Origin of the sequence: Dethiosulfatarculus sandiegensis (assembly GCF_000931935.2) — a bacterium.
Classification (GTDB): Bacteria; Desulfobacterota; Desulfarculia; order Desulfarculales; family Desulfarculaceae; genus Dethiosulfatarculus; species Dethiosulfatarculus sandiegensis.
In genome coordinates this window covers 34,484-53,848 of sequence record NZ_AZAC01000038.1, presented here as the reverse complement: position 1 = coordinate 53,848, position 19,365 = coordinate 34,484, and the positions used below count along the sequence as shown (strand labels likewise).

General features: G+C 52.2%; 21 protein-coding genes. 9 read left to right on the top strand and 12 right to left on the bottom strand.

Annotated features, from left to right (window positions below; all coding sequences use genetic code 11):
* The first annotated feature begins 448 nt into the window (after positions 1-448).
* Genes X474_RS19770 through X474_RS19760 form a run of 3 tightly spaced genes read left to right on the top strand, consistent with a single transcriptional unit; the run spans position 449 to position 2,961 of the window.
* Positions 449-1,207, top strand: coding sequence for a purine nucleoside phosphorylase YfiH/LACC1 family protein (locus X474_RS19770; RefSeq protein WP_044351404.1), 759 nt, complete (start codon positions 449-451; stop codon positions 1,205-1,207).
* The gene (locus X474_RS19765) at positions 1,204-1,980 is read left to right on the top strand and encodes a dihydroorotate dehydrogenase electron transfer subunit (RefSeq protein ID WP_044351386.1); all 777 of its coding nucleotides are present in this window, start codon (positions 1,204-1,206) and stop codon (positions 1,978-1,980) included. The genes X474_RS19770 and X474_RS19765 overlap by 4 nt, the downstream gene beginning before the upstream one ends.
* A 60-nt stretch (positions 1,981-2,040) precedes the next feature.
* Entirely contained in the window at positions 2,041-2,961 is a 921-nt protein-coding gene (locus X474_RS19760) for a dihydroorotate dehydrogenase (RefSeq protein ID WP_044351384.1), read from the top strand.
* A gap of 72 nt (positions 2,962-3,033) precedes the next feature.
* On the opposite strand, the gene X474_RS19755 is transcribed toward X474_RS19760, so the two are convergent.
* The 3 genes from X474_RS19755 to gatB are packed head-to-tail and all read right to left on the bottom strand — an operon-like array spanning position 3,034 to position 6,600.
* On the bottom strand, positions 3,034-4,107 hold the full coding sequence (locus X474_RS19755) for a branched-chain amino acid aminotransferase (protein WP_044351382.1): 1,074 nt from the start codon (positions 4,105-4,107) through the stop codon (positions 3,034-3,036).
* 7 nt (positions 4,108-4,114) lie between these two features.
* Positions 4,115-5,161 carry an S-methyl-5-thioribose-1-phosphate isomerase gene (mtnA, locus tag X474_RS19750; RefSeq protein WP_082464520.1) on the bottom strand — a complete coding sequence of 349 codons (1,047 nt, stop codon included), beginning with the start codon at positions 5,159-5,161 and terminating at the stop codon, positions 4,115-4,117.
* Between the two features lie 8 nt (positions 5,162-5,169).
* Entirely contained in the window at positions 5,170-6,600 is a 1,431-nt protein-coding gene (gene gatB / locus X474_RS19745; protein ID WP_044351380.1) for an Asp-tRNA(Asn)/Glu-tRNA(Gln) amidotransferase subunit GatB, read from the bottom strand.
* A 366-nt stretch (positions 6,601-6,966) separates the two neighbouring features.
* Between gatB and X474_RS19740 the strand changes: the two genes are divergently transcribed.
* Positions 6,967-7,521 (top strand): hypothetical protein, encoded by a 555-nt coding sequence (locus tag X474_RS19740; RefSeq protein ID WP_156360849.1) that lies wholly within the window; start codon positions 6,967-6,969, stop codon positions 7,519-7,521.
* 53 nt (positions 7,522-7,574) lie between these two features.
* Here the strand turns inward: X474_RS19740 and X474_RS19735 are convergent, their stop codons facing one another.
* The 8 genes from X474_RS19735 to X474_RS19705 form a co-directional block, all read right to left on the bottom strand.
* Positions 7,575-8,210: an HAD family hydrolase gene (locus X474_RS19735; RefSeq protein ID WP_082464517.1), complete on the bottom strand. Its 636-nt coding sequence runs from the start codon at positions 8,208-8,210 to the stop codon at positions 7,575-7,577.
* Between the two features lie 191 nt (positions 8,211-8,401).
* On the bottom strand, positions 8,402-9,577 hold the full coding sequence (locus X474_RS19730; protein ID WP_044351376.1) for an MFS transporter: 1,176 nt from the start codon (positions 9,575-9,577) through the stop codon (positions 8,402-8,404).
* 199 nt (positions 9,578-9,776) lie between these two features.
* Positions 9,777-9,929, bottom strand: a complete 153-nt coding sequence (locus tag X474_RS26310) for a hypothetical protein (protein ID WP_156360848.1) — start codon at positions 9,927-9,929, stop codon at positions 9,777-9,779.
* A gap of 201 nt (positions 9,930-10,130) precedes the next feature.
* Positions 10,131-10,613, bottom strand: coding sequence for a hypothetical protein (locus tag X474_RS19725; protein WP_044351374.1), 483 nt, complete (start codon positions 10,611-10,613; stop codon positions 10,131-10,133).
* A 132-nt stretch (positions 10,614-10,745) separates the two neighbouring features.
* Positions 10,746-10,997: a hypothetical protein gene (locus tag X474_RS19720; protein ID WP_156360847.1), complete on the bottom strand. Its 252-nt coding sequence runs from the start codon at positions 10,995-10,997 to the stop codon at positions 10,746-10,748.
* A 176-nt stretch (positions 10,998-11,173) separates the two neighbouring features.
* On the bottom strand, positions 11,174-11,569 hold the full coding sequence (locus X474_RS19715; RefSeq protein ID WP_044351371.1) for a structural protein: 396 nt from the start codon (positions 11,567-11,569) through the stop codon (positions 11,174-11,176).
* A 24-nt stretch (positions 11,570-11,593) separates the two neighbouring features.
* A complete protein-coding gene (locus X474_RS19710) occupies positions 11,594-12,568 on the bottom strand; it encodes a hypothetical protein (RefSeq protein WP_044351369.1) in 975 nt (324 codons plus the stop codon).
* Complete coding sequence (locus X474_RS19705) at positions 12,565-12,996, bottom strand: hypothetical protein (RefSeq protein ID WP_044351368.1); 432 nt, start codon at positions 12,994-12,996, stop codon at positions 12,565-12,567. Before X474_RS19705 ends, X474_RS19710 begins: the two co-directional genes overlap by 4 nt.
* Positions 12,997-13,368: 372 nt before the next feature.
* On the opposite strand from X474_RS19705, the gene X474_RS19700 reads away from it, so the two are divergent.
* The 5 genes from X474_RS19700 to X474_RS19680 all read left to right on the top strand — a co-directional run bounded on the left by X474_RS19700 (position 13,369) and on the right by X474_RS19680 (position 17,686).
* Positions 13,369-15,252 carry a SurA N-terminal domain-containing protein gene (locus X474_RS19700; protein WP_044351367.1) on the top strand — a complete coding sequence of 628 codons (1,884 nt, stop codon included), beginning with the start codon at positions 13,369-13,371 and terminating at the stop codon, positions 15,250-15,252.
* 106 nt (positions 15,253-15,358) lie between these two features.
* The gene (gene tsaA / locus X474_RS19695; RefSeq protein ID WP_044351403.1) at positions 15,359-15,781 is read left to right on the top strand and encodes a tRNA (N6-threonylcarbamoyladenosine(37)-N6)-methyltransferase TrmO; all 423 of its coding nucleotides are present in this window, start codon (positions 15,359-15,361) and stop codon (positions 15,779-15,781) included.
* Positions 15,782-15,793: 12 nt separating this feature from the next.
* Positions 15,794-16,060 carry a hypothetical protein gene (locus X474_RS19690; protein WP_044351364.1) on the top strand — a complete coding sequence of 89 codons (267 nt, stop codon included), beginning with the start codon at positions 15,794-15,796 and terminating at the stop codon, positions 16,058-16,060.
* Between the two features lie 7 nt (positions 16,061-16,067).
* Positions 16,068-16,904, top strand: a complete 837-nt coding sequence (locus tag X474_RS19685) for an MBL fold metallo-hydrolase (protein WP_044351362.1) — start codon at positions 16,068-16,070, stop codon at positions 16,902-16,904.
* A complete protein-coding gene (locus X474_RS19680; protein WP_044351361.1) occupies positions 16,901-17,686 on the top strand; it encodes a tRNA lysidine(34) synthetase in 786 nt (261 codons plus the stop codon). Before X474_RS19685 ends, X474_RS19680 begins: the two co-directional genes overlap by 4 nt.
* Positions 17,687-17,773: 87 nt before the next feature.
* On the opposite strand, the gene X474_RS26590 is transcribed toward X474_RS19680, so the two are convergent.
* Positions 17,774-19,354 carry a hypothetical protein gene (locus tag X474_RS26590; protein ID WP_197282203.1) on the bottom strand — a complete coding sequence of 527 codons (1,581 nt, stop codon included), beginning with the start codon at positions 19,352-19,354 and terminating at the stop codon, positions 17,774-17,776.
* Positions 19,355-19,365: the final 11 nt, after the last annotated feature.

Below are 19,365 nucleotides of genomic sequence, written 5' to 3'. Positions count from 1 at the left end.
GCCGGGTCAGTCTTTTGGGTGTAATTATAGCAAAACCTTATATCTTGCACAGGTGCTGAAAACCGGTGAATCTCGGTTAAAAGTGAGAATAGAGGTCCCTTCATGACTTAAATGAATCCAGTGGCGAATTTTTTATCACGAAATTTCTTTTAAAATAAATAGTTATGGAATATGGATTTTCAGGGGTGGAGCCCGACCCCGGACCGTAAATCCATCTATGGGGTCAGATAACTCAGATCTACACCCCGGTTTCTTTTCAATTGCGTGAGTTTCGAGGGATGCTTTTGAGCTGATTACCTGAAATTCGGGTTTGCCCAATTGGCCTTCCTCAAAGTTCAGGAGGCCTTTGGCAGCAATCTGGTATAGTTGCTCTAAGAGTATGGTGAGGTGCCTTTTCACCTGCCGTAAAATTTGTTTAATCTGTTTTTTTTCGGATATGATCTCGCATATGATTAGAATCTTGCAAAATAACCTGCCGGTGTTGAAGTTTTCCTCTTTGAGCAAATTAGACGGGTTGGTGCATGCCGTCACCACCCGCCAGGGTGGTGTGAGCGATCCTCCTTTTGACAGCCTCAACCTGGCCGGAGCGGAAGACAGCCGGGAAGCCATACAGGAAAACCTGAGCCGTTTGTGTAAGGCCATGGGCCTCAAGGAGCTGGTTCAGGTCAAACAGGTGCACGGCAGGGAGATAAAGGCGGCTGAAAAAGGTGATGCCGCCTACCTGGGAGAGGGTGACGGCTTGGTCACCGACCGTCCCGGATTGGGGCTTTTGGTAAAACAGGCCGATTGCCAGGCCGTGATATTGGCTGCGCCGGGCAAGGCCGTTGCCAATCTGCACGCCGGTTGGCGGGGCAATGTGGCTGATATGCCGGGATACGGGGTCGAGTTTTTGGAAAAAAACTACCATGTAGATCCCGGTGAAATTCACGCCGCGGTTTCCCCCAGCCTGGGTCCTTGTTGCGCTGAGTTCACCAACCATGCAACAGAGCTGGGCAGGGCCTTTTTGCCCTATGAAGTCAGTGAAAACCATTTTGACCTTTGGCGGGTTACCTTTGATCAACTTACCGCCAGGGGAGTAAAACCCGAAAATATTGAAATAAGCGGCTTGTGCACCAAATGCGGCCGCGAGTTTTTTTCTTATCGAAGGGAAGGCAAAACCGGCCGTTTCGGCACGGTGGCCGCCTTGACTAGAGGAGAAGACAGATGAGTTTGCGGGTCAAGGTGATATCCAATCAACCTGCAGGTGAGGGTGTCTATTTATTGGAATTAGAGCCCCATGAATTGGGACGGGGGGCTATGCCCGGTCAGTTTGTGATGCTGAAACCCGCGCCCGGCCGGGACCCGCTTTTGGCGCGTCCTTTTTCCATTCACGGGGTTACTGAAAACAGCCTTTCCGTCCTTTACAAGATTATCGGGCGGGGGACAGCCCTTTTGAGCGGGTTTTCGGCAGGGGATATAGTGGAGGCCTGGGGCCCTTTGGGCACGGGCTATAACCTGGATTATAGAAAGCCCCTTTTGCTGGCAGGAGGCATGGGCATTGCCTCCCTGGCTTTTGCCGCCTCTTATCTGCAGGAAAACGGGGTGGATCCTGAATCTATCTATGGAGCCGCCACGGTGAGAGACCTGGTGGAGGGATATTATGATAGTGACGGTCGTTACTTCATCTCAGGCGCCCCCTGGCAGATCATTACCGAAGACGGCACTTATGGGGAAACGGGGCTGATCACCGGCGGCCTGGATGAAAAACTGGCAGGTATAGACGGGGTGCTGGCCTGCGGCCCCTTGCCTATGCTCAAGGCAGTGGCCCAGGTCTGCGCCGAAAAACAGGTTCCGCTGGATGCTTCTCTGGAAGCTCCCATGGCCTGTGGCCTGGGAGCATGTCTGGGCTGCGCGGTTCCCGCCAGCCAAGGCGGCTATCTGAGGGTCTGTAAGGAAGGGCCGGTGGTGGATGCCGGAAAAGTGGATTGGGAAAGAGTTTAAAAAGCCCTGCTTTTGATTGTTGCTACGGGCTGACAGGGTCATGAAAAAAGGAGTTTTTGAATGACAAAAGAGCCTTCACTGGCTGTTGATATAGCTGGGCTTTTATTTTCCTCTCCGGTGATCGCGGCCAGCGGCACCTTTGGCTATGGCCGGGAATATGACGATTACCTGGATCTGGAAAAAATCGGCGGTTTTGTAACCAAGGGAGTGAGCCTCGAGCCCAGGGACGGCAACCAGCCTCCGCGCATTGCCGAGACTGCCTGCGGCATGTTGAACGCCATTGGCCTGGCCAATATAGGCCTTGAGAAATTTTTAGCGGATAAACTGCCTTTGGTGGAAAAAACTCGGGCCAGGTGTGTGGTCAACCTTTATGGTGAATCGGCCGAAGAGTTTGAAAAACTGGCCCAGGCCCTGGATGCCCGTCAGGGGGTGGACGCCCTGGAATTGAATGTCTCCTGCCCCAATGTAAAGGGCGGGGGCATGGCTTTTGGCCAGGATGCCAAGGCCGTGTATGAGCTTACCCGTGTGGTGCGCCAAAAGACCAGCCTGCCGCTCTGGGTCAAGTTGACTCCCAACGTGGCGGACCCCGTGCCCATGGCCAAGGCTGCCGCAGATGCCGGGGCCGATGCCTTGAGCCTGATCAACACCATCTTGGCCATGGCTATTGACGCCCGCACCAGAAAACCCAAGCTGGGCAACGTATATGGCGGGTTAAGCGGCCCGGCTATTAAACCCGTGGGCCTGCGCATGGTGCATCAGGTGTCCCGGGCCGTGGATTTGCCTGTTGTGGGCATGGGCGGCATCATGACCGGTAGTGATGTGGCTGAATACCTCTTGGCCGGGGCCAGTGCGGTTCAGGTGGGCACCGCCAGTTTCTCGGACCCCGCTTCCTGTGTGCGTATTGCCGATGAGCTGGCTGCTTTCATGAAGGAGCAGGGAATCGCCGAGGTCAGGGAGTTGATCGGCGGCCTTTTAAGCTGATAAAAGCTGCTTTAGAGCTAAAAAACCCGGGCCAGGCGGCCCGGGTTTTTTTAGATTAATTTTTCGCTAAGGCTAGCAGACCTTGGTCACCCAGCCAAAGGGATCGGGACGTTCGCCCCACTGGATGCCGGTGATCTCGTCATACAGGCGGCGGGAGATATCGCCCGTCTCGCCCTTGCCCACCGGGATTTCCTGGCCGCGGTAGGTGAAGGAGCCCACAGGGCTGATCACCGCGGCGGTGCCGCTGCCAAAGGCCTCGTCAAGCCTGCCGTCTTCCTGGGCCTTGATCACCTCGTCGATGGTGATTTTGCGCTCGCTCACCGGGATGTTCCAATGCTTGCAAAGGGTGATCGCCGAGTCGCGGGTGATGCCTGGAAGGATGGTGCCGTCCAAGGGGGCGGTGGTGACTTCGCCGTCGATCACAAAGAACATGTTGGAGGTTCCGACCTCTTCGATGGTCTTTTTGTCGCAGGCATCGAGCCAGAGCACCTGGGTGTAGCCTTCCTCATGGGCCTTTTCTCCGGCAAACAGGCTGGCTGCGTAGTTGGCCGCTGTCTTGGCCTCTCCCAGGCCGCCGGGCGCGGCCCGCACGTATTTTTCTTCCACGTAGATTTTAGTGGGGGCAAAGCCTTCGGGATAGTAGGCTCCCACAGGTCCCACCATGATATAGAACAGGTAGTTGTCGCTCACCTTGACCCCCAGGGCGGCCTCGGTGGCGATCATGTTGGGGCGGATGTAAAGGCTGGTGCCCGGAGCCTTGGGGATCCAGCCTTTTTCGGTGCGCAGAAGCTCCATCAGGCCTTCTAAAAAGATGTCCTTGTCAGGGGCGGGCATGCAGAGCCTGGCACAGGAATTGGCCATGCGCTTGATATTGGCCTCAGGGCGGAACAGATAGACTCCCCCGTCCTTGCCATAGTAGGCCTTCATGCCTTCGAAAACCTCTTGGCCGTAATGCAACACCAATGCGGCCGGGTCGAGGGCGATGGGGCCGTAGGGGTCAATGCGGGCATTGATCCAGCCCTTGCCCTCTTCATAGTCCATAGCAAAAAGATGATCGGCGAAAATACGACCAAATCCCAAGGCATTTTCATCTTTGGGTTTGGGTTGCAGTTTGTCGGCAGGCAGCAGGTTTTTTTTGATTTCCATGATTCCCTCACTCCTTGGATATGAGTCCCGCTTTCGCGCGGGACAGACTCTCGATATAAGGCGCCTTGAGAACTCCCACTTCAGTAATAATTCCTGTAATCAGGTCATTCGGAGTCACATCAAAGGCAAAATTTAGGGCGTCTGCTTCCGGCGGAGCCAGAAGGCGGCCCCCTATATGGGTTACCTCGGCCGGGTCCCGCTCTTCGATGGGGATGGCCTCTCCAGTGGGGGTGTCCAGGTCCACAGTGGAAAGCGGCGCGGCCACATAAAACGGCACATTGTGCCTCTGGGCCTGCAAAGCCAGGTTGAAGGTGCCGATTTTGTTGGCCGCATCGCCGTTTTTGGCTATGCGGTCCGCACCCACAACACAAATATCCACCATTTCCCTGGACATAAGTACGCCCGACGAGGAGTCTACCGCTACCTTTACGGGAATGCCCTCCTGGACCATCTCCCAGGCCGTTAGACGGGCGCCCTGCAGAAGGGGCCTGGTCTCATCGGCAATAACACTGACCTTTTTACCTGCCTCATGGGCTGCTCTGACAACCCCCAGGGCCGTACCGTAACCACCGGTGGCCAGTGAACCGGCATTGCAATGGGTAATGATCACCGCCGGGTCCGGAACCACGGCCGCGCCGTTTTTACCCATGGCACGGTTTATCTCTATATCCTCATCCAGCATGCGCTGGCTTTCGTCCTTGATAAGCGCTTTGATGCCTTCGATATCCAGGTCGCTTTTGGCGACCAGGTTCAGGATTCTGTCGCAGGCCCAGCTCAAATTCACAGCCGTGGGCCGGGCGGCCCTCATAACCTCGACCTTTTCGGCAAAACGCTCCATGAAAAGGTCTTTGTTTTTAATTCGGATGCTTCGGGCAGCCAGGGCCAGGCCCATGGCGGCGGCTACGCCAATGGCAGGCGCGCCCCTGGTGGCCAGGGTCTGAATGCAGTAGATCACCCGGCGCATGTCGCGACAAGGCATGAATACAGTCTTGCCCGGCAGCTTGCGCTGATCCAGGATCATTACTACATCGTCCTCCCAGTACAATGTAGGAATCACTTGTCTTAACCTTTCAAAAGGGTATCCAGCAGCTGGTTGACCAGCTTGGGGTTGGCCTGTCCCTTGGTGGCTTTCATGGCCTGGCCCACGAAAAAGCCTTTCAGCTTTTCCTTGCCTGCCCTGAACTGTTCCACCTGTTGGGGGTTATCGGCCAATATCTGTTCTAAAACGGCGGTAAGCTCTCCCATATCGCTTACCTGCCTGAGGCCTTTTCGTTCCACAACCCTGCTTGCGCTTTCGTTGTTTTCGAACATTTCGGAAAAGACCTCTTTGCCCATCTTACCGCTTAATTCTCCCGAGTCCACCAGGTTTAGCAATTCGGCCATGGCTTCCGGAGAAACAGGGCTTTGACGGATATCCAGACCGGCCGCGTGGAGCTGGCCCAGAAGGTCTCCCATAATAAGGTTGCTGGCCGCCTTGGCAGGGACCTTTTGTTGTACAACCTTTTCAAAATAGTCGGCCAAATGCCTTGAGGCGGTCAAGACTTCCGCGTCATAGGCCGGCAGGCCGTATTGTTCCACAAACCGAAGCCGTTTGGCCTCGGGAAGTTCGGGCAGATTTTGGTTAAGGCTTTCCACCCAGTCTTGGTCAACCAAAAGTGGTAAAAGATCCGGGTCCGGGAAATAGCGGTAATCGTGGGCTTCTTCCTTGCCGCGCATGGAAAGTGTCTTGCCCCCGTTTGCGTCCCAAAGCCTGGTTTCCTGCCGCACCTCTCCTCCGCTCTCCAAAAGAGCCCTTTGCCTGCGGATTTCATAATCCAGGGCTTTGGCCACATTGCGGAAGGAGTTCATGTTTTTTATTTCGGCCCTGGTGCCGAATTCTTTTTGCCCCCTTGGCCTTAAACTGATGTTGGCATCACAGCGGAAAGAACCTTCCTCCATGTTGCCGTCGCAGATCTCCAGGTAAACCAAAACGTTGCGCAAAGCCCTTAAATAGGCTGCCGCCTGCTCAGGGGTGCGCATGTCCGGTTCGCTGACTATTTCAATTAAGGGGACGCCGGTTCTGTTAAAGTCCACATAGCTCACCTGCTGGTGAGGATCATGGACCAGCTTGCCTGCGTCTTCCTCCATGTGGATTCTGGTAATGCCGATGGTGCTTTTTTCGCCTTCGACTTCAATATTGAGATGCCCGTGTTCGGCAATCGGCAGTTCGTACTGGCTGATCTGATAGGCCTTGGGAAGGTCCGGGTAAAAATAATTTTTTCTGGCCCAAACGCTTTTGGAAGCAACCCGGCAGTTGGTGGCCAGGGCCGCTTTTATGGCAAACTCCACAACCTTTTTGTTCAGAACCGGCAGCACGCCGGGCATGCCAAGGCACAAGGGGCAGACATTGGTGTTGGGCGGCTGCCCGAAGCTGGTGGAGCATGAGCAGAATATTTTGGTTTTTGTCAAAAGCTGGGCGTGGACCTCCAGCCCTATGACGGCTTCAAAATCCATGGAGTCCTTCCCGGAAATTTAGGGGGGATCAAGCATTAACAATTGATAAAAAATACCCTTCGTAAATGAGGCAGTCAAGACTTGGTAAGAGGTGTTCACGCGGTTTGACGATTTTTGTTTCTTAACCTGGCATTGTGACTATGGGTAAAATCGGTATACTTGGAATATGCCGGGAAAAGATTAGACCTTGGATTTTTCGTTGTGATCTTTGCCTAGAGGTTTATGGGATGACATCCCAAGGTCGTGTAATTTTTAATCTATGTGGCTTGGTCGGGCCGCGTTCGCCAAAAGGTGGGGGTAAAAAGTTTCCCCAAAAAGGCTGACATAACAAAACCTACCTTTGGCCTGCCCCGCCGAGGATCGGGCATGATTCAAAACGAGGTGGAAGTGCTGACAAAAGAGGCCCCGGTGCTCTTGGTTTGGATGCCCACCGCCTTGAGCGGGCTGCTGGAGATAGCTCCGGAGTTTTTTGAGAAATGGCTGGCTCCTCATTTGGATCTGGGGTCCTCACCCATATTCCAGCTTTCTTCTATTTTGTCCAGAAAAGACCCCCAGGAGATGAATCTGGTCTGCCGGGCCGTATACGATAATCCGGAAGTAGGGGTGACCCTGACCCGACGCTGGCCGGACAGTTTTATCCGCCAGCTCATTGCCGCGAACCAAAGGCTCACGGAGATGTCAGGCAGAAGCCTTCGGCAATTGCTGAGAACCGGTGATATGCGGCTGTTTCAAACCAGGCGGCACAGCGCCAAAATCAGCGCCTCCATGCAGGCCAAGACCGAGTTTTTGATTCCCTACACCGGGCGCGCATCCTGGAAACGCCCGGATGCCAGGCCCAATATTTTTGAATTTGTAGCGATTCCTTTTTACCTGGGCGAAGAGCTCTTTGTGGCCGGATTTGATCGGGAAGTGACGGATTAATGGCCCCCCTTCCCAATCTCAGATCCGCACGCAGCTTTAATTATTGATAGGATCTAAAATAACCCCTTCAAATCAGCCGGTTTTTCAATAATGCGTTTTGCGCCGGATTCCTCAAGTTCGGCTCTGGTCCCAAATCCCCATAAAACCCCGATTCCGGAAATTCCGTTTTCACGGGCTCCTATGATGTCATGCCTGCGGTCGCCTATCATCAGGGTGTCTGCCGCGGCCATGGATTCTTTTGCCATGATGTGGGCCAATAAATGGATTTTATTTGTCCGGGTCCCATCCAGTTCACTGCCGTAAACCTGTTCAAAATAGATATCCAAACCAAAATGATCGATAATCTTTCGGGCGTAGACTGCGGGCTTGGAGGTGGCTACAAACAATGAATTGCCTGCTTTTCGTAAAACCCGCAAGGCCTCGGGAATGCCCTCATAAACCTGATTTTCAAACAAACCCTTTGAGCCGAATCGCTCTCGATAGTGAGCCAAGGCGGTTTCAGCCAAGTCTTTGTCATCGGAACCCAGTAATTTTTCCAGGCTGCCTAATAGAGGCGGCCCTATGCACCAGGTGAGGTCCTTTCGAGCCGGTGGTTCTATCCCCACTTTCTTCAAGGCATAGATAATACAGTTGGTAATGCCCGGAAAAGGATTGGTTAGGGTTCCATCCAGATCAAACAGCAGGTTCATTATCATCCTTTTGGGTTAACTGGAATCATAGCATTACGCTGATTTTTGAACTCTTCATGCCCGATATTGATGAATTTATTCTTTGGCGGGCTGTTTGGGGATAGCCTGCCGGGATTTTAGAAACAGCCTTCTTCTTACCGTCCGGACGAGTTGTTTCTAAGGCAACGGCCTTTGGTTTAGGTGTTTTTCGGTTAATCCACTTTTGACTTGGTCATCAAAAGCACGGCCACTGCGCCCAGGCCGGCCAAGGTTCCGGCCAGCCAAAAAGCGGCGTTTATATTCCAGATATCCGTGACCAGTCCTGCCAAAAGCGGGCCGCTGAAAAAGCCCACGCTCATGGCTAGGGTTAGAAGGCCCATCACCACTCCCATGCCCGAGCCCAGGCGGCGTCCGTGGCTTACCGCCAGGGCGCTTAAGGGGGGGATAACCATGCCGGCCCCTATTCCGTCGAGCATCACCAGGATGAGCAGGGTCTCAAATCCTCCGGCCAAAGGCAGCATCATGCGGGAAAGGGCAATGGCCAACTGGGCCGAGCCTGCCATGAGCGCTCTGGGCCATTTGTCAGCGAGCCTTCCGGCCAGTGATTGCAGGGCAGTCATGACAAACATGTTTGCCCCCAAAAGCAAACCTACTTTGATGCTGGAAAGCCCTTTTTCCTGGCTCAGAACCGGTAAAAAGGCCAAAAGACAGCCCATGGCCGCCGCGTTTCCGGCCCTGCAAAGACATATGCCCCATATTTGGCGATCTTTTAGGAGAATTAACTGATTGGTCCAGGCGGAGTTTTTGTTTGCTGGCTCCTGGACGGCTTTCGGGTCCTTGATTTTGAGGGCTATCATCAAAAGGCTGACGGCGCTCATGGCGGCCATAATAATGAAGTTGGCGGCTACTCCAAAGTAGTCATAGATTGCGCCGCCCAAAAAAGGTCCCATGCCCATGCCCAGGAGCAGGGCGGTGTTAAAGGAGCCAAAGGTGCGCCCCTCCCGTCCCGAGGGCGAGATATCCGCCACCAGGGCCATGCTCACCGGCAACACCATGGCTGCGAAAACGCCGTGCAAGGCTCGCAGCAAAATAATGTCCCAGGCGCTGTCTGCTGTGATCATGGCCAGGGCTACAACACTGTAGCCTCCCAGACCGGCGACAATGAATCTTTTGCGCCCATGGCGGTCGCTAAGTGCCCCCACCAGGGGCATGGCAACCGCTCTGGCCAGGGAAAAGGCACTGAAAATGAGGCCCAGGGTGAGGCCCGTGGCCCCCATGGTTTGAGCGTAGATCGGTAAAAAGGGAACAATAATGCCCACACCGAGCATGGAGACAAATATTGCCGCGCCAAGTATGGCAAGACGCACCCTATTTGGGGAAGTTGTCATATTTTTATTATCACTGAACTAATGCTTAAGCCTAGCGTGCGGCTTTTTTCAGAATAAAACCGTTTTAAGAAAGTGCATTCTAAAATAATTGTAAGTTTAGTCAGATAGACGGATCGAGACTCGCACCAACGCCTTACTGGGCTTAGTTTTGCGTGTGGACTTTATTGGGTTTTGAAAACCGGGTGACCAGAGGTCGAAATCAGGCTTTGGGGCCTTTTTCTTCTTTTTGGGGTTCTACTGCACCGGCTTCCAGTATGGTGAATACTGGTTGCGCCTTTTGGTCGTGCTCGTGGTGTTTATCATCTTCATGACAGTGATGACCCGGGTGGCTTTTTCCGCAACAGTCGCACATGATGCGTCTCCTTAAACCGAAATATTGTCCCTGAATTATGCCTTATATTTTTACAGTAAATGGCTTTTTTTTGAAGTTTTGTTTTTCCCGGTGGAGTGATTGGTAAAAAAAATAAGAGAATTATTTGAAAAATGCGGTCTGACTTTCAGGTGTATAAACAGGCCGCCCGGCTATATTCAGATAACCGGGCAGCTTTGAATTTTATTTGACAGGCCCTATGCTTACCTGGTCAACCTTCAGCACCAGCCGGTCGGCCGCGCCCCTGGGAGTGATTGCCGAGACCCGCACCCCTTTCAGATCCAGCCCGATCTTGTCACCGTTATTTGTCTTATATAAAATTTTCCCCAGGGTGACCTTGGTGCGGGCCTTGAGCAGTTTTTTGAAATCATCCTGGCGGGCATGAGTTTTTTTCACAACAAAGAAATTATAGGGACGCTTTTTAGAGGTGAAGATTTGGGCTGAGATGCTGCCCGGATTAGCCAGAAGTTTGTCAATCCGCTTCAGTCCTTTAATGCTGAACATGACGTTTACACAGTCAAACCATCCCCCAGAGCCCATTATCCGGTGTGGGCCGTCCACACCTTTCAGTTTAAAAAAAGATCGATAGTTCGTAGCGTTTGCCGGAAGTACCAGAGCCAAAAGAAGAACCAGACAGACAAACAGGCTGAGCCGCATTTTTTTCATGAGGTGTTTTCCTTTGGATTGTCGGTTTGAATTGACTGCAGGTTCAGATGCTAGCTTTTATCGGCGTGTCAGTCAAACAAGGTTTTTTTGTGATCCGTGATTGTAAGAAAAATCGGCTGAAAGAGGATGTGCTTAACGCCTGCCCTGATCCCACCGGCCAGTTGAATCAGTGGCTGTCTCCGCGCCCTGGACCTTTCTTTGGCGCAGACTTGAAAATAACCTGGCCAAAAGCAACCAAAACGGCAGGGAAATGGCCAAAAACAACCACTCGGCCGATGTGTCCGGCTCCGCCCGCCATATGTCGTGAAAGGCGGCCAAGTCCAAGAACAGCCAAACCAGGGCCAGTCCAAGCATCCCCTCCTGTTTATATTTAGCTGGAAGCATTTGACCAGACCTGCCTTTGTTTTACTCCCCGGTTAATTAAGTGACTGCCATTTCAGGCGGCATCAACCGTTTTTTAGCCCAAAATGATGTTTTATTTGGGGCCTTAAAGCTGCAATCAGCTTGCTTTTGAAGCTAATGACACACCGTGTCGGGCTGTTGCGGGCAGCTCCGTCGTTTCAGCGAACCGGCCTCAACTCACAGCGGCAACCCAGATGAATTGGGACCAGGGCAAGTTTTCTGAGCTCATCGGGGGCAAAAACGCGGCCATGATATGCCCGGCAGTCCTGACAAGTAAGTTTGTCCTGCCTGGTGACCCATTTAAGCCCGGCAAGTTCACTGCGCCCCGCATCATAGATCACTCTTTTCCACATGGCCCTTTTTTCAATTTCAAAGCCTCTGGCTTCTTCGGGGCTCAATCCTCCCTGGTAGGGCAAGTTTTTGTACCAGTCCGGGTCTTCCCTTATCTGACGGTCTATTTCCTGCTCCGCCTCCACAATAAACTCGGCCATTGTGCGGTGGGTTGCCTCTGGGGAGTCGTTTTTTTTACGGGCTTTACTAAAGGGCCAGACCATGAAAACCTCCCGGGCTGTTTTTTCTCAACGCAAAAGTACAGGCGGGTGCTCCTTCAAAAAATCATTCGGGGTTATTGTTCCGGCTGCCAGGGCCTTGAAGGCCTTTTGCGGAGCGGAGATCCTGTTTTCGAGCCTTTGCGGCACGGCATAGGGATCATCGGACGGTGATATTTCACCCTCAATAACTAAAACCAGGTTCTCAATTTCCGGCAGGGGCAAGAGATCGTCCCCGCAGGCAATGGCGAGCGGCAGGGCGCTGTTAATCGTGGTCTGGGCCAGAAAAGGCGCCTTGGCCAATACTCCCCAGGTGGGTTGTCTGAAGTGAAAACGCACAGTCAGGGTTTTTTCTTTCAGTGAAAAAGAAGGCCAGGCGAATCTTACCCCCAAAAAGGGGCAGGAAAGCTGGATTTCCTTGAAAAAGGCAAGGCAGGAGGCGGTCAGGGCGCTTTGGTCCGGGTCCTTTTCCATCCCCTGGCCCATGATGTCCTTGAGCCTGTGAAGGACCATCACCCTGCTTATGGGAGGCAGGGTGGCGTCCCTGTTAAGCATGGTCAATTCCGGTGTGACCACCCTGCGGCGGACATCCTGATAGACAACCTTATCTGTGTATTGTGCAAAACCCGCCGCCTTGGTGCGAAAACGGAATATGGTTTCATAGTTATAGTCACGGTCTCTGACCTTGGTGCCCAGGGTGCGGTCTTTGGCCTCGGCCCGCCATTTCAGGGTTACTTCACCTTTTTGATCGGTCACAAAAGGACCCTGCCCAAAAGGCGAACCGCTGATGGGTTCGATAAGCAGGCTCACGCCTTTAACTGGACGATCCCTTGCGTCAAGGGCCCGCAAAGTCACGGTCTGGTGCATTTGCGGGGCTTTTTCGAGGCTTTTTACCAAAGAGGCCTTCTCGGGGGCGGCTGCGCAGCCTGCGCAAAAAACGGTCAGCAACAAAAGGCCGCAGAAAAGTTTTCCGAAATGCCCGAGGCCCTGGGGTGAATGTTTCACTTTTTCTCCTCTAACTTGGCAAAGCGCTTAACCTTGGGAATCAGCCGTTTTAGATATCTGTGTCTTGCCGAGCCGTGAATAGCGCCGTCTTCCCAGCTCAGGGTAAGGTGAAAGATCGGTCCGTCTTTTGTCTCAAGGCGCTGATAGCTTTCAATGGCAGCCAGAAAAACCGGTTCATGCTTGGGGTCGGGTTCCGGGGCCTCAAAAGACACCTGTGCTGTCTTGGGATTGATGTTGTATATGTCCATCAAAACATGACTGCCGTCTATGAAAGGGGTTTTCAAGGCCAGGACACACCCCTTGCCGTTAAGCGATATTACATCAACCTGCACCTGTCCAGTCAAGGGTTCCAGCTTCTTGGCGTCAAGCATCCTCAGACAGGCCCTGGCTATGGCTGATTGGCCTGTGGGAGTGGGTGTATTTGTCATCACTATCCTTTGTGGTTAGCCGCGCTTGGGGTAGAGCCGCGAGGTTATGTAAACCATAATGCAATGCATTCCAGCAAAAGGGCCGGTCTTTCCCCCCGTTGTTGTTTTAGTAGGCCGGCTCCAGCTTTTATCACGGTCCTGTTTTGCATGCTGCTTATGGAAATTCTGTCTCGGTAATTAAGTATTTGCAACTGATTTTACCCGTTCGGGCCGGGCATTTAAAAATAATTACCGGAAGTTTGTTTTATATCTATTCATAAATAAACAAATTTTCAGAAAAGAAAAGCTCAGCTGCCGACTGATTGACACCCTGGCAAGGGCGTGTTAATTTTGGCGCTTAAAGTTTCTAATACATTAGGAGACGAGCCTCCCATGCTTCAAATAATGCGCGATAATGTCGGCAACTGGTTCATCAAGATTCTATTGGGCGCCATTGCCGTGGCCTTTGCCCTGTCTTTTGGGTTTTATGACTACGGCGCCCCCAAGGTTGTTGCCCTGACGGTGAACGATCAGGATGTCACCGAAAGTGAAATCAGGGAAGTCCAAAACCGTCAGACTGAGCTTTTGCGTAAACAGTATGGCGATCAGTTCGACAAGATTGCTCCCATGTTGAAGCTTGAGGAGCGGGCCAAGGAAATCCTGATCAACCAGATCCTTTTGGACCAGGCTGCCCGGGAGATCGGCATCGAGGTGGGCAATGCGGAGGTTCAGGCCTATATCCAGAATATTTCCATCCTGAAGGTGGATGGGAAATTCAACAGGCAGGCTTACCAGTATCTTCTCAACCAGCAGAAGATGACCGCCCGGGATTTCGAGGATCAGGTGCGGCATGATATTGCCATGAACAAATTGAGATCCCTGGTTACGGCAAACGCCCAGGTTACTCCCCTGGAGCTTAAGCAGGCCCTGAGTCGGGATCTGGCCAAGGTGAAGGGCGCTTATCTGGCCTTTAACGCCAAGGATTTCGAGGACAAGGTCAAGTTGAGCCAGGAAGAGCTGAAATCCTGGTACGACCAGAATAAAAGAAGATTCCTGGTGCCGGAAAAGTTGGTTGTGAGCTATGTCAAGTACCCCCTGGCCAATTATCGCGACCAGGCGGATGTGCGCGACGACGACATCGAATACCAGTATGAAATCGACCGCAAACGCTACTTTACTCCGGAAAGGGTCAAGGCCAGCCATATCCTGTTCAGGCTGCCTGAAGGCGCCAGTAAAACCGAGATAGAAGCGGTGCGTAAAAAGGCCGAAGAGGTGATGGCCCTGGCTAAAAAAGACGGAGCCGATTTCGCCGAGCTGGCCAAACAGCATTCCGAGGGACCCACCTCCACCAGGGGCGGGGATCTGGGCTATTTCGCCCAAGGGAATCTTTTCCCCTCCTTTGAGAAAAAAGCCTTTGCCATGAAAACAGGCGATATTGACCTGGTCAAAACTCCTGTGGGCTGGCATGTGATTAAGGTTTTTGATCACAAGGACGCCTCCTTGACCCCCTTGGAAAAAGTCAGGGGCGAGCTTCGCGCCAGGTTGGTTGAGAATCAGGCCAGGAACCTGGCCGAGGCGGCGGCGGAAAGGGCCTTTGACCTGGCCGCCCAGGGTCTTAAGCCCGAGGAGCTGGCCAAGGAAACCAAGGGTGACTTGGGAACCGCAGGTCCCATGCCGATTAGCGGACCGGTGCCCGGTCTGATGGGGCTCAAGGAATTGCAGCAGGCCCAGGCCGGCATCGAGCCTGGCCAGGTCATGAATGTGCTGAACTATGACGGCGGCAGCATTGTGGCTTATATAGACAAAAGGATCCCCGAGACTGTGGAGCCCTTTGAGCAGGTGGAAGAAAAGGTTCGCCTGGCCGTGAAGAGCAAGAAGGCCGCTGAGATGGCCGAAAAGGCCGCCAGGGACCTTCTGGCCCGGCTGGCGGGCGAGTCCGACCCCGGGGCCAAGCTTTTGGCTGAACAGGGCGCCAAGGAAACGGACTGGCTCGGCAGGATGGATTCCGTCAAGGAAATTATGGCCTCCGGCGCTTTGCAGAGGGCCTTGTTCATGCGGCCGGATTCCAAACCCGTGCTTACCGCTCCGGTGAGGGTGGGCGACACCTTTATCGCGGCGGTTAAGACCGGTTTCCAAAAGCCTGCCGACTCTGAGATGAAGGCCAAGGAAGATGACGTCAAGCAGCGTCTTCTGGTGGCCAAGCAAAGGTCTTTGGAGACCAAGTTCATGCAGGATTTAAGGGCAAGCGCCGTGATCAAGGTGGACGCCTCCCAATAACGGCCATTTCAGCCCTCATAAAAGCGTTAAACAGCCCGGGGGCGCATTTTTGCACGCCTCCGGGTTTTTTGTTTGGGTGAACACCCGGAAATCAAACTGGGATCAAATGAATATGCAAACCGTGGAACTCAAGCCCATCGGAATCTTGCGCACCGGGCTGAAAACCAGAAAAGACGCTCCTTTCCAGGGGGCGGAATATGACCATGAGGGTTGGGTGGAGCTGGACCCGGAATACGCGAAAGGGCTTATGGGACTTGAGCCCGGCCGGGACCTGTGGCTGCTTTGCTATCTTAACCAGCACCGCACCCCGACCATGACCCTGCATCCCAGGGGCGATGCCGCAAGGCCTCTCACCGGCATCTTCAACACCCGCACCCCCAACCGCCCCTGCCCCATTTCATTGACCCTCACCAGGCTTTTGGAAGTGAAGCAAAACCGGCTTTTGGTCTCCGGGGTTGATCTTTTGGACAACACCCCGGTTTTGGATATCAAACCCTATTTAAAGGGAGTTGACAGCCCTTTAAAGTAAGGCGAGTGGGTTATGGAAAAAGACAGGTATGATGATCAGCAGCATTTCTGGTGCCCCATGTTGGGCCAACCCATGACCTTTGCCTATTGCCGCAAGATGCGTGAAGGCAAGCCCTGTCACAGGGTGGTTGCCTGTTTTTCCCCCCATTTTGACGTGGAAGCCTATCTAAAAGAGCAGTATGGTGAGGAAGAAGTGAAACAGATTCTCGCTCCGGCTTCCGGCCGTATGGAAAAGATAATGGACACTCTGGCCGGAGAGACCGGGAAGAAGGGGGATTGAAAGACACATGAGCAAGCTGACTGTTGTGGTTGAAAATACGGCTCAGGATGAAAAGTTGGGTTCTGAACACGGTTTGAGCCTTTGGCTTGAACATCAGGGAAAAAACCTTTTGTACGACACGGGCGTGGGTAAAAACCTTTTACCCAACCTCAAGGCCCTGGGGCTGAACCCGGCGGTTCTGGACGGTGTTGTACTGAGCCATGGTCATTACGATCATGTCGGCGGCCTGGCCGCTCTGTTAAGGGTGCGACTGGAAAAGGGGCTTGGAACGCCCATATGGTGCCATGAAGCGGTTTTCGCCCCCCACCTCAAGCAAAAGCCGGGGGAAGTGGTTTCCATCGCTCCCGAGGGGCATGAAAAGGCCAGATACGAAGACCTGGGCGCCAGGTTCACCTTTGTGGAAAACAGCCTTTCCTTATGGCCCGGCGTGCGCCTTTGGGCTCCGATTCCCAGGGTGACGGATTTTGAGGGCCCGGCCCCCAGCCTGGTAACCATGGATGGCGACAAGGTGGTGCCCGATCCCTTTACCGACGATCTGGCCATGACGGTCGAGACTGAGCAAGGGCTTAACGTTATTACCGGCTGTGCCCATTCCGGGGTTATAAATGTGCTCTTGGCCGTTGAAAACGGCTTGGGTAAAAAAGCGGATCTTTTGATCGGCGGAACCCACCTGGGGCCCGCGCCCAAGCCCCAGCAGGACAGGGCCCTGGCCGAGCTCAAAGCCAGGGAGGAACTCAAGGTGGCTGCGGGCCATTGCACAGGCGAAGACATCCAGAGAAAAATGGCCCAAATACTGGGGTCCCGTTTTCTGGGGCTTAGCGGAGGAATGGTCCTTTCCCTATGAGTCGTCGCGCCCCTTTTTTGCAAAGAGAGATGATAAGCCTCTGCGGCAAGGCCATGCATGGCTGGGCCATGCTGGAAGAAAATGACCAGGTGGCCGTGGCCCTGAGCGGGGGCAAGGATTCCCTGGCCCTGCTCTGGCTTTTGGCCGAACGCAGACGCCGCATACCGATTGACTTCGGCATCAAGGCCATACACATAGAGATGGGCTTCGGCACGGTGGATGTCCCGGCCTTGCGGGAGTTTTGCCAGGGGCTTGGGGTCGAGTTCCATCTTATTGAAACGGATTACGGACCCAGGGCTCACACCCCGGAAAACCGGGAAAAGAGCCCCTGTTTTTTCTGCGCCATGCACAGGCGCAGGGAGCTTTTTCAGAAGGCCTCCCAACTGGGCTGCCGCAAACTGGCCCTGGCCCATCATCAGGACGATATCCATGAGACCTTTCTCATGAACCTTTTGTACTCGGGCAACCTTTCCACCATGCTGCCGGTGCAACCCTTTTTCGGCGGCGAACTGGTGGTGATCAGGCCCCTTTCCCTGGTGAGCGCGGACCACACCAGAAGGTTCAGTAAACTGATGAACTTCCCCGTGCAGCCCCCCTGCTGCCCTTCGGCCTCCGAAGGTAAAAGGGCCAGGGTGCGGGAGCTGCTCAACTCCTTATACCGAGAGAATAAAAAGGTGCGCCCCAGCATCTGGGGCGCGCTCACCAACTCGGGGCTCAAGATGCTGCCCAGCGCGCCTTCCACCCAGCCTTTGCGAAAATCCAAAAAAGACAAAGAAAATTAAAAAAAAGGCCATCTGGGGATATAGCCTTCCTCAGGTGGCCGCTAATGACCGGATGGTGGCTTTTCTCCTGGTTGGACTAAGTCCACTTTATTCAAAGCGTTGCTGAGATCGATTATCTATTTCTTTTTCTTGGCGAATACGCTTTTTAATATTAATTAATTTTTTTCCTGCAAATTCAATTACCTCCTGTGATGGGTATTCTAGGAGCTCAGTAAAGGCTTTTGCTCGGACCTCAAGCAAGTGTGTAAGTGAGCCTCTCATTGCGTGGATAAAAGTGTCTTTAAAGATAAATTCTGCTATGCCGATTTTATTTTTAGCAGCGCTTAATAACCCTAATGCATGCTCACTTATTGTGACGCATGTTGGACTTTCCAAATCGTTTTCTTCTCCTCCTACAGGCGTATAACATGATATTCCGGCAGCAGCTGTTTGAATCCTTTCTTCATCTCCATTACACCATTTTAATATGCGATCTATTGGAATAAGGTTAAGGATGGGTCGTCGTGTTGGAAAACAATCTCTAAATAGTAAGTTCATTATATCAGTTTTTTCTTTAGAAATATTGAATACAACATCAAGGAAGAGTTCTGGAAAATTTCGGATAAGAGTTTCTATTATGTAAGTTAATTCAAATGAGTGAAATCTAAAGCTATCTACTGCTTCACAGAGCGATTCAATGATTGCGATAATTTCTGTTGCTGGCGTAGTAATTGAAAGACACTGTTCGCTGATTAAATCTAAACTAGGCTGAGAGTAATTATTGTTTTTAGCCATACTAAGAAATTTGTAGATTGTCTGTCTTGCCACAGCTAGTAAAATATGATCAGGTTGTTTTTCCCTACTATTAGTATCAAACAACCGCATGTCAAGAATATCTAATGTGGTAAAAATACCCTCTTCTAGTTCATTAATTGCGCTTAAAATTTTTGCCAGATCAAGGTCGGAAATTGATTCATGTATCTGAGTATACATGAGGCTTCTAAATCTCCAAGCTTCAAACTCGCCACTACAAGCTATTTGATTCAGTTTTTTTACTCCCCATGGAGTTATTGGCGTAGCTCCTAGTAAAAATACAAAATGCGGCTTAAGTTCTAGTATATTTAGTGTTTTTTCCTGTAGTTGCTGAGCTGAATCGGGGTCTTCAGGATGAACGCCTTTAATGAATCCACTAAATAAATAGGGAGTAATTTCGTCAAGTTGGTGTGATTGCATTAACCTTACAAGAAAATCAAATTTTGCTTGTTTGTCTGGTGAACCCTTAGCTAAACCTTCACCAAACAAAACGAGAGAATTAGAGTTTGTTTTCCAGGGTTTTTCCCCAAACTTATCGAGGTAAGCTACCTCATGAGCGACAAGTTCTCCTAATTCAATAATTCTATTATTTATTCGTTTTAGCTCTTCTTGGCTTTTGGGGTAATGCCTATAAATTGGAATAAAGACATAAGCTTCTATTTCAGAATAAGGGTCGGATGGGGCGGCTAACTTTTCAAGTTTTTCGAGGCAGCTAAGGGCAGGATTTGATTTTTTAGATTCACGATTTATGGTTAGCTTTATGGATATCCATAGGTCTGGCCACTTTCCACCTAGGGCGTGCTCTCTTGTAATTTGCTCCAATGTTTTGAAGCATCCTACAAGAGACCATAATTCAAAAAAATTACTCGCCAGCATGTCCCTTGCCC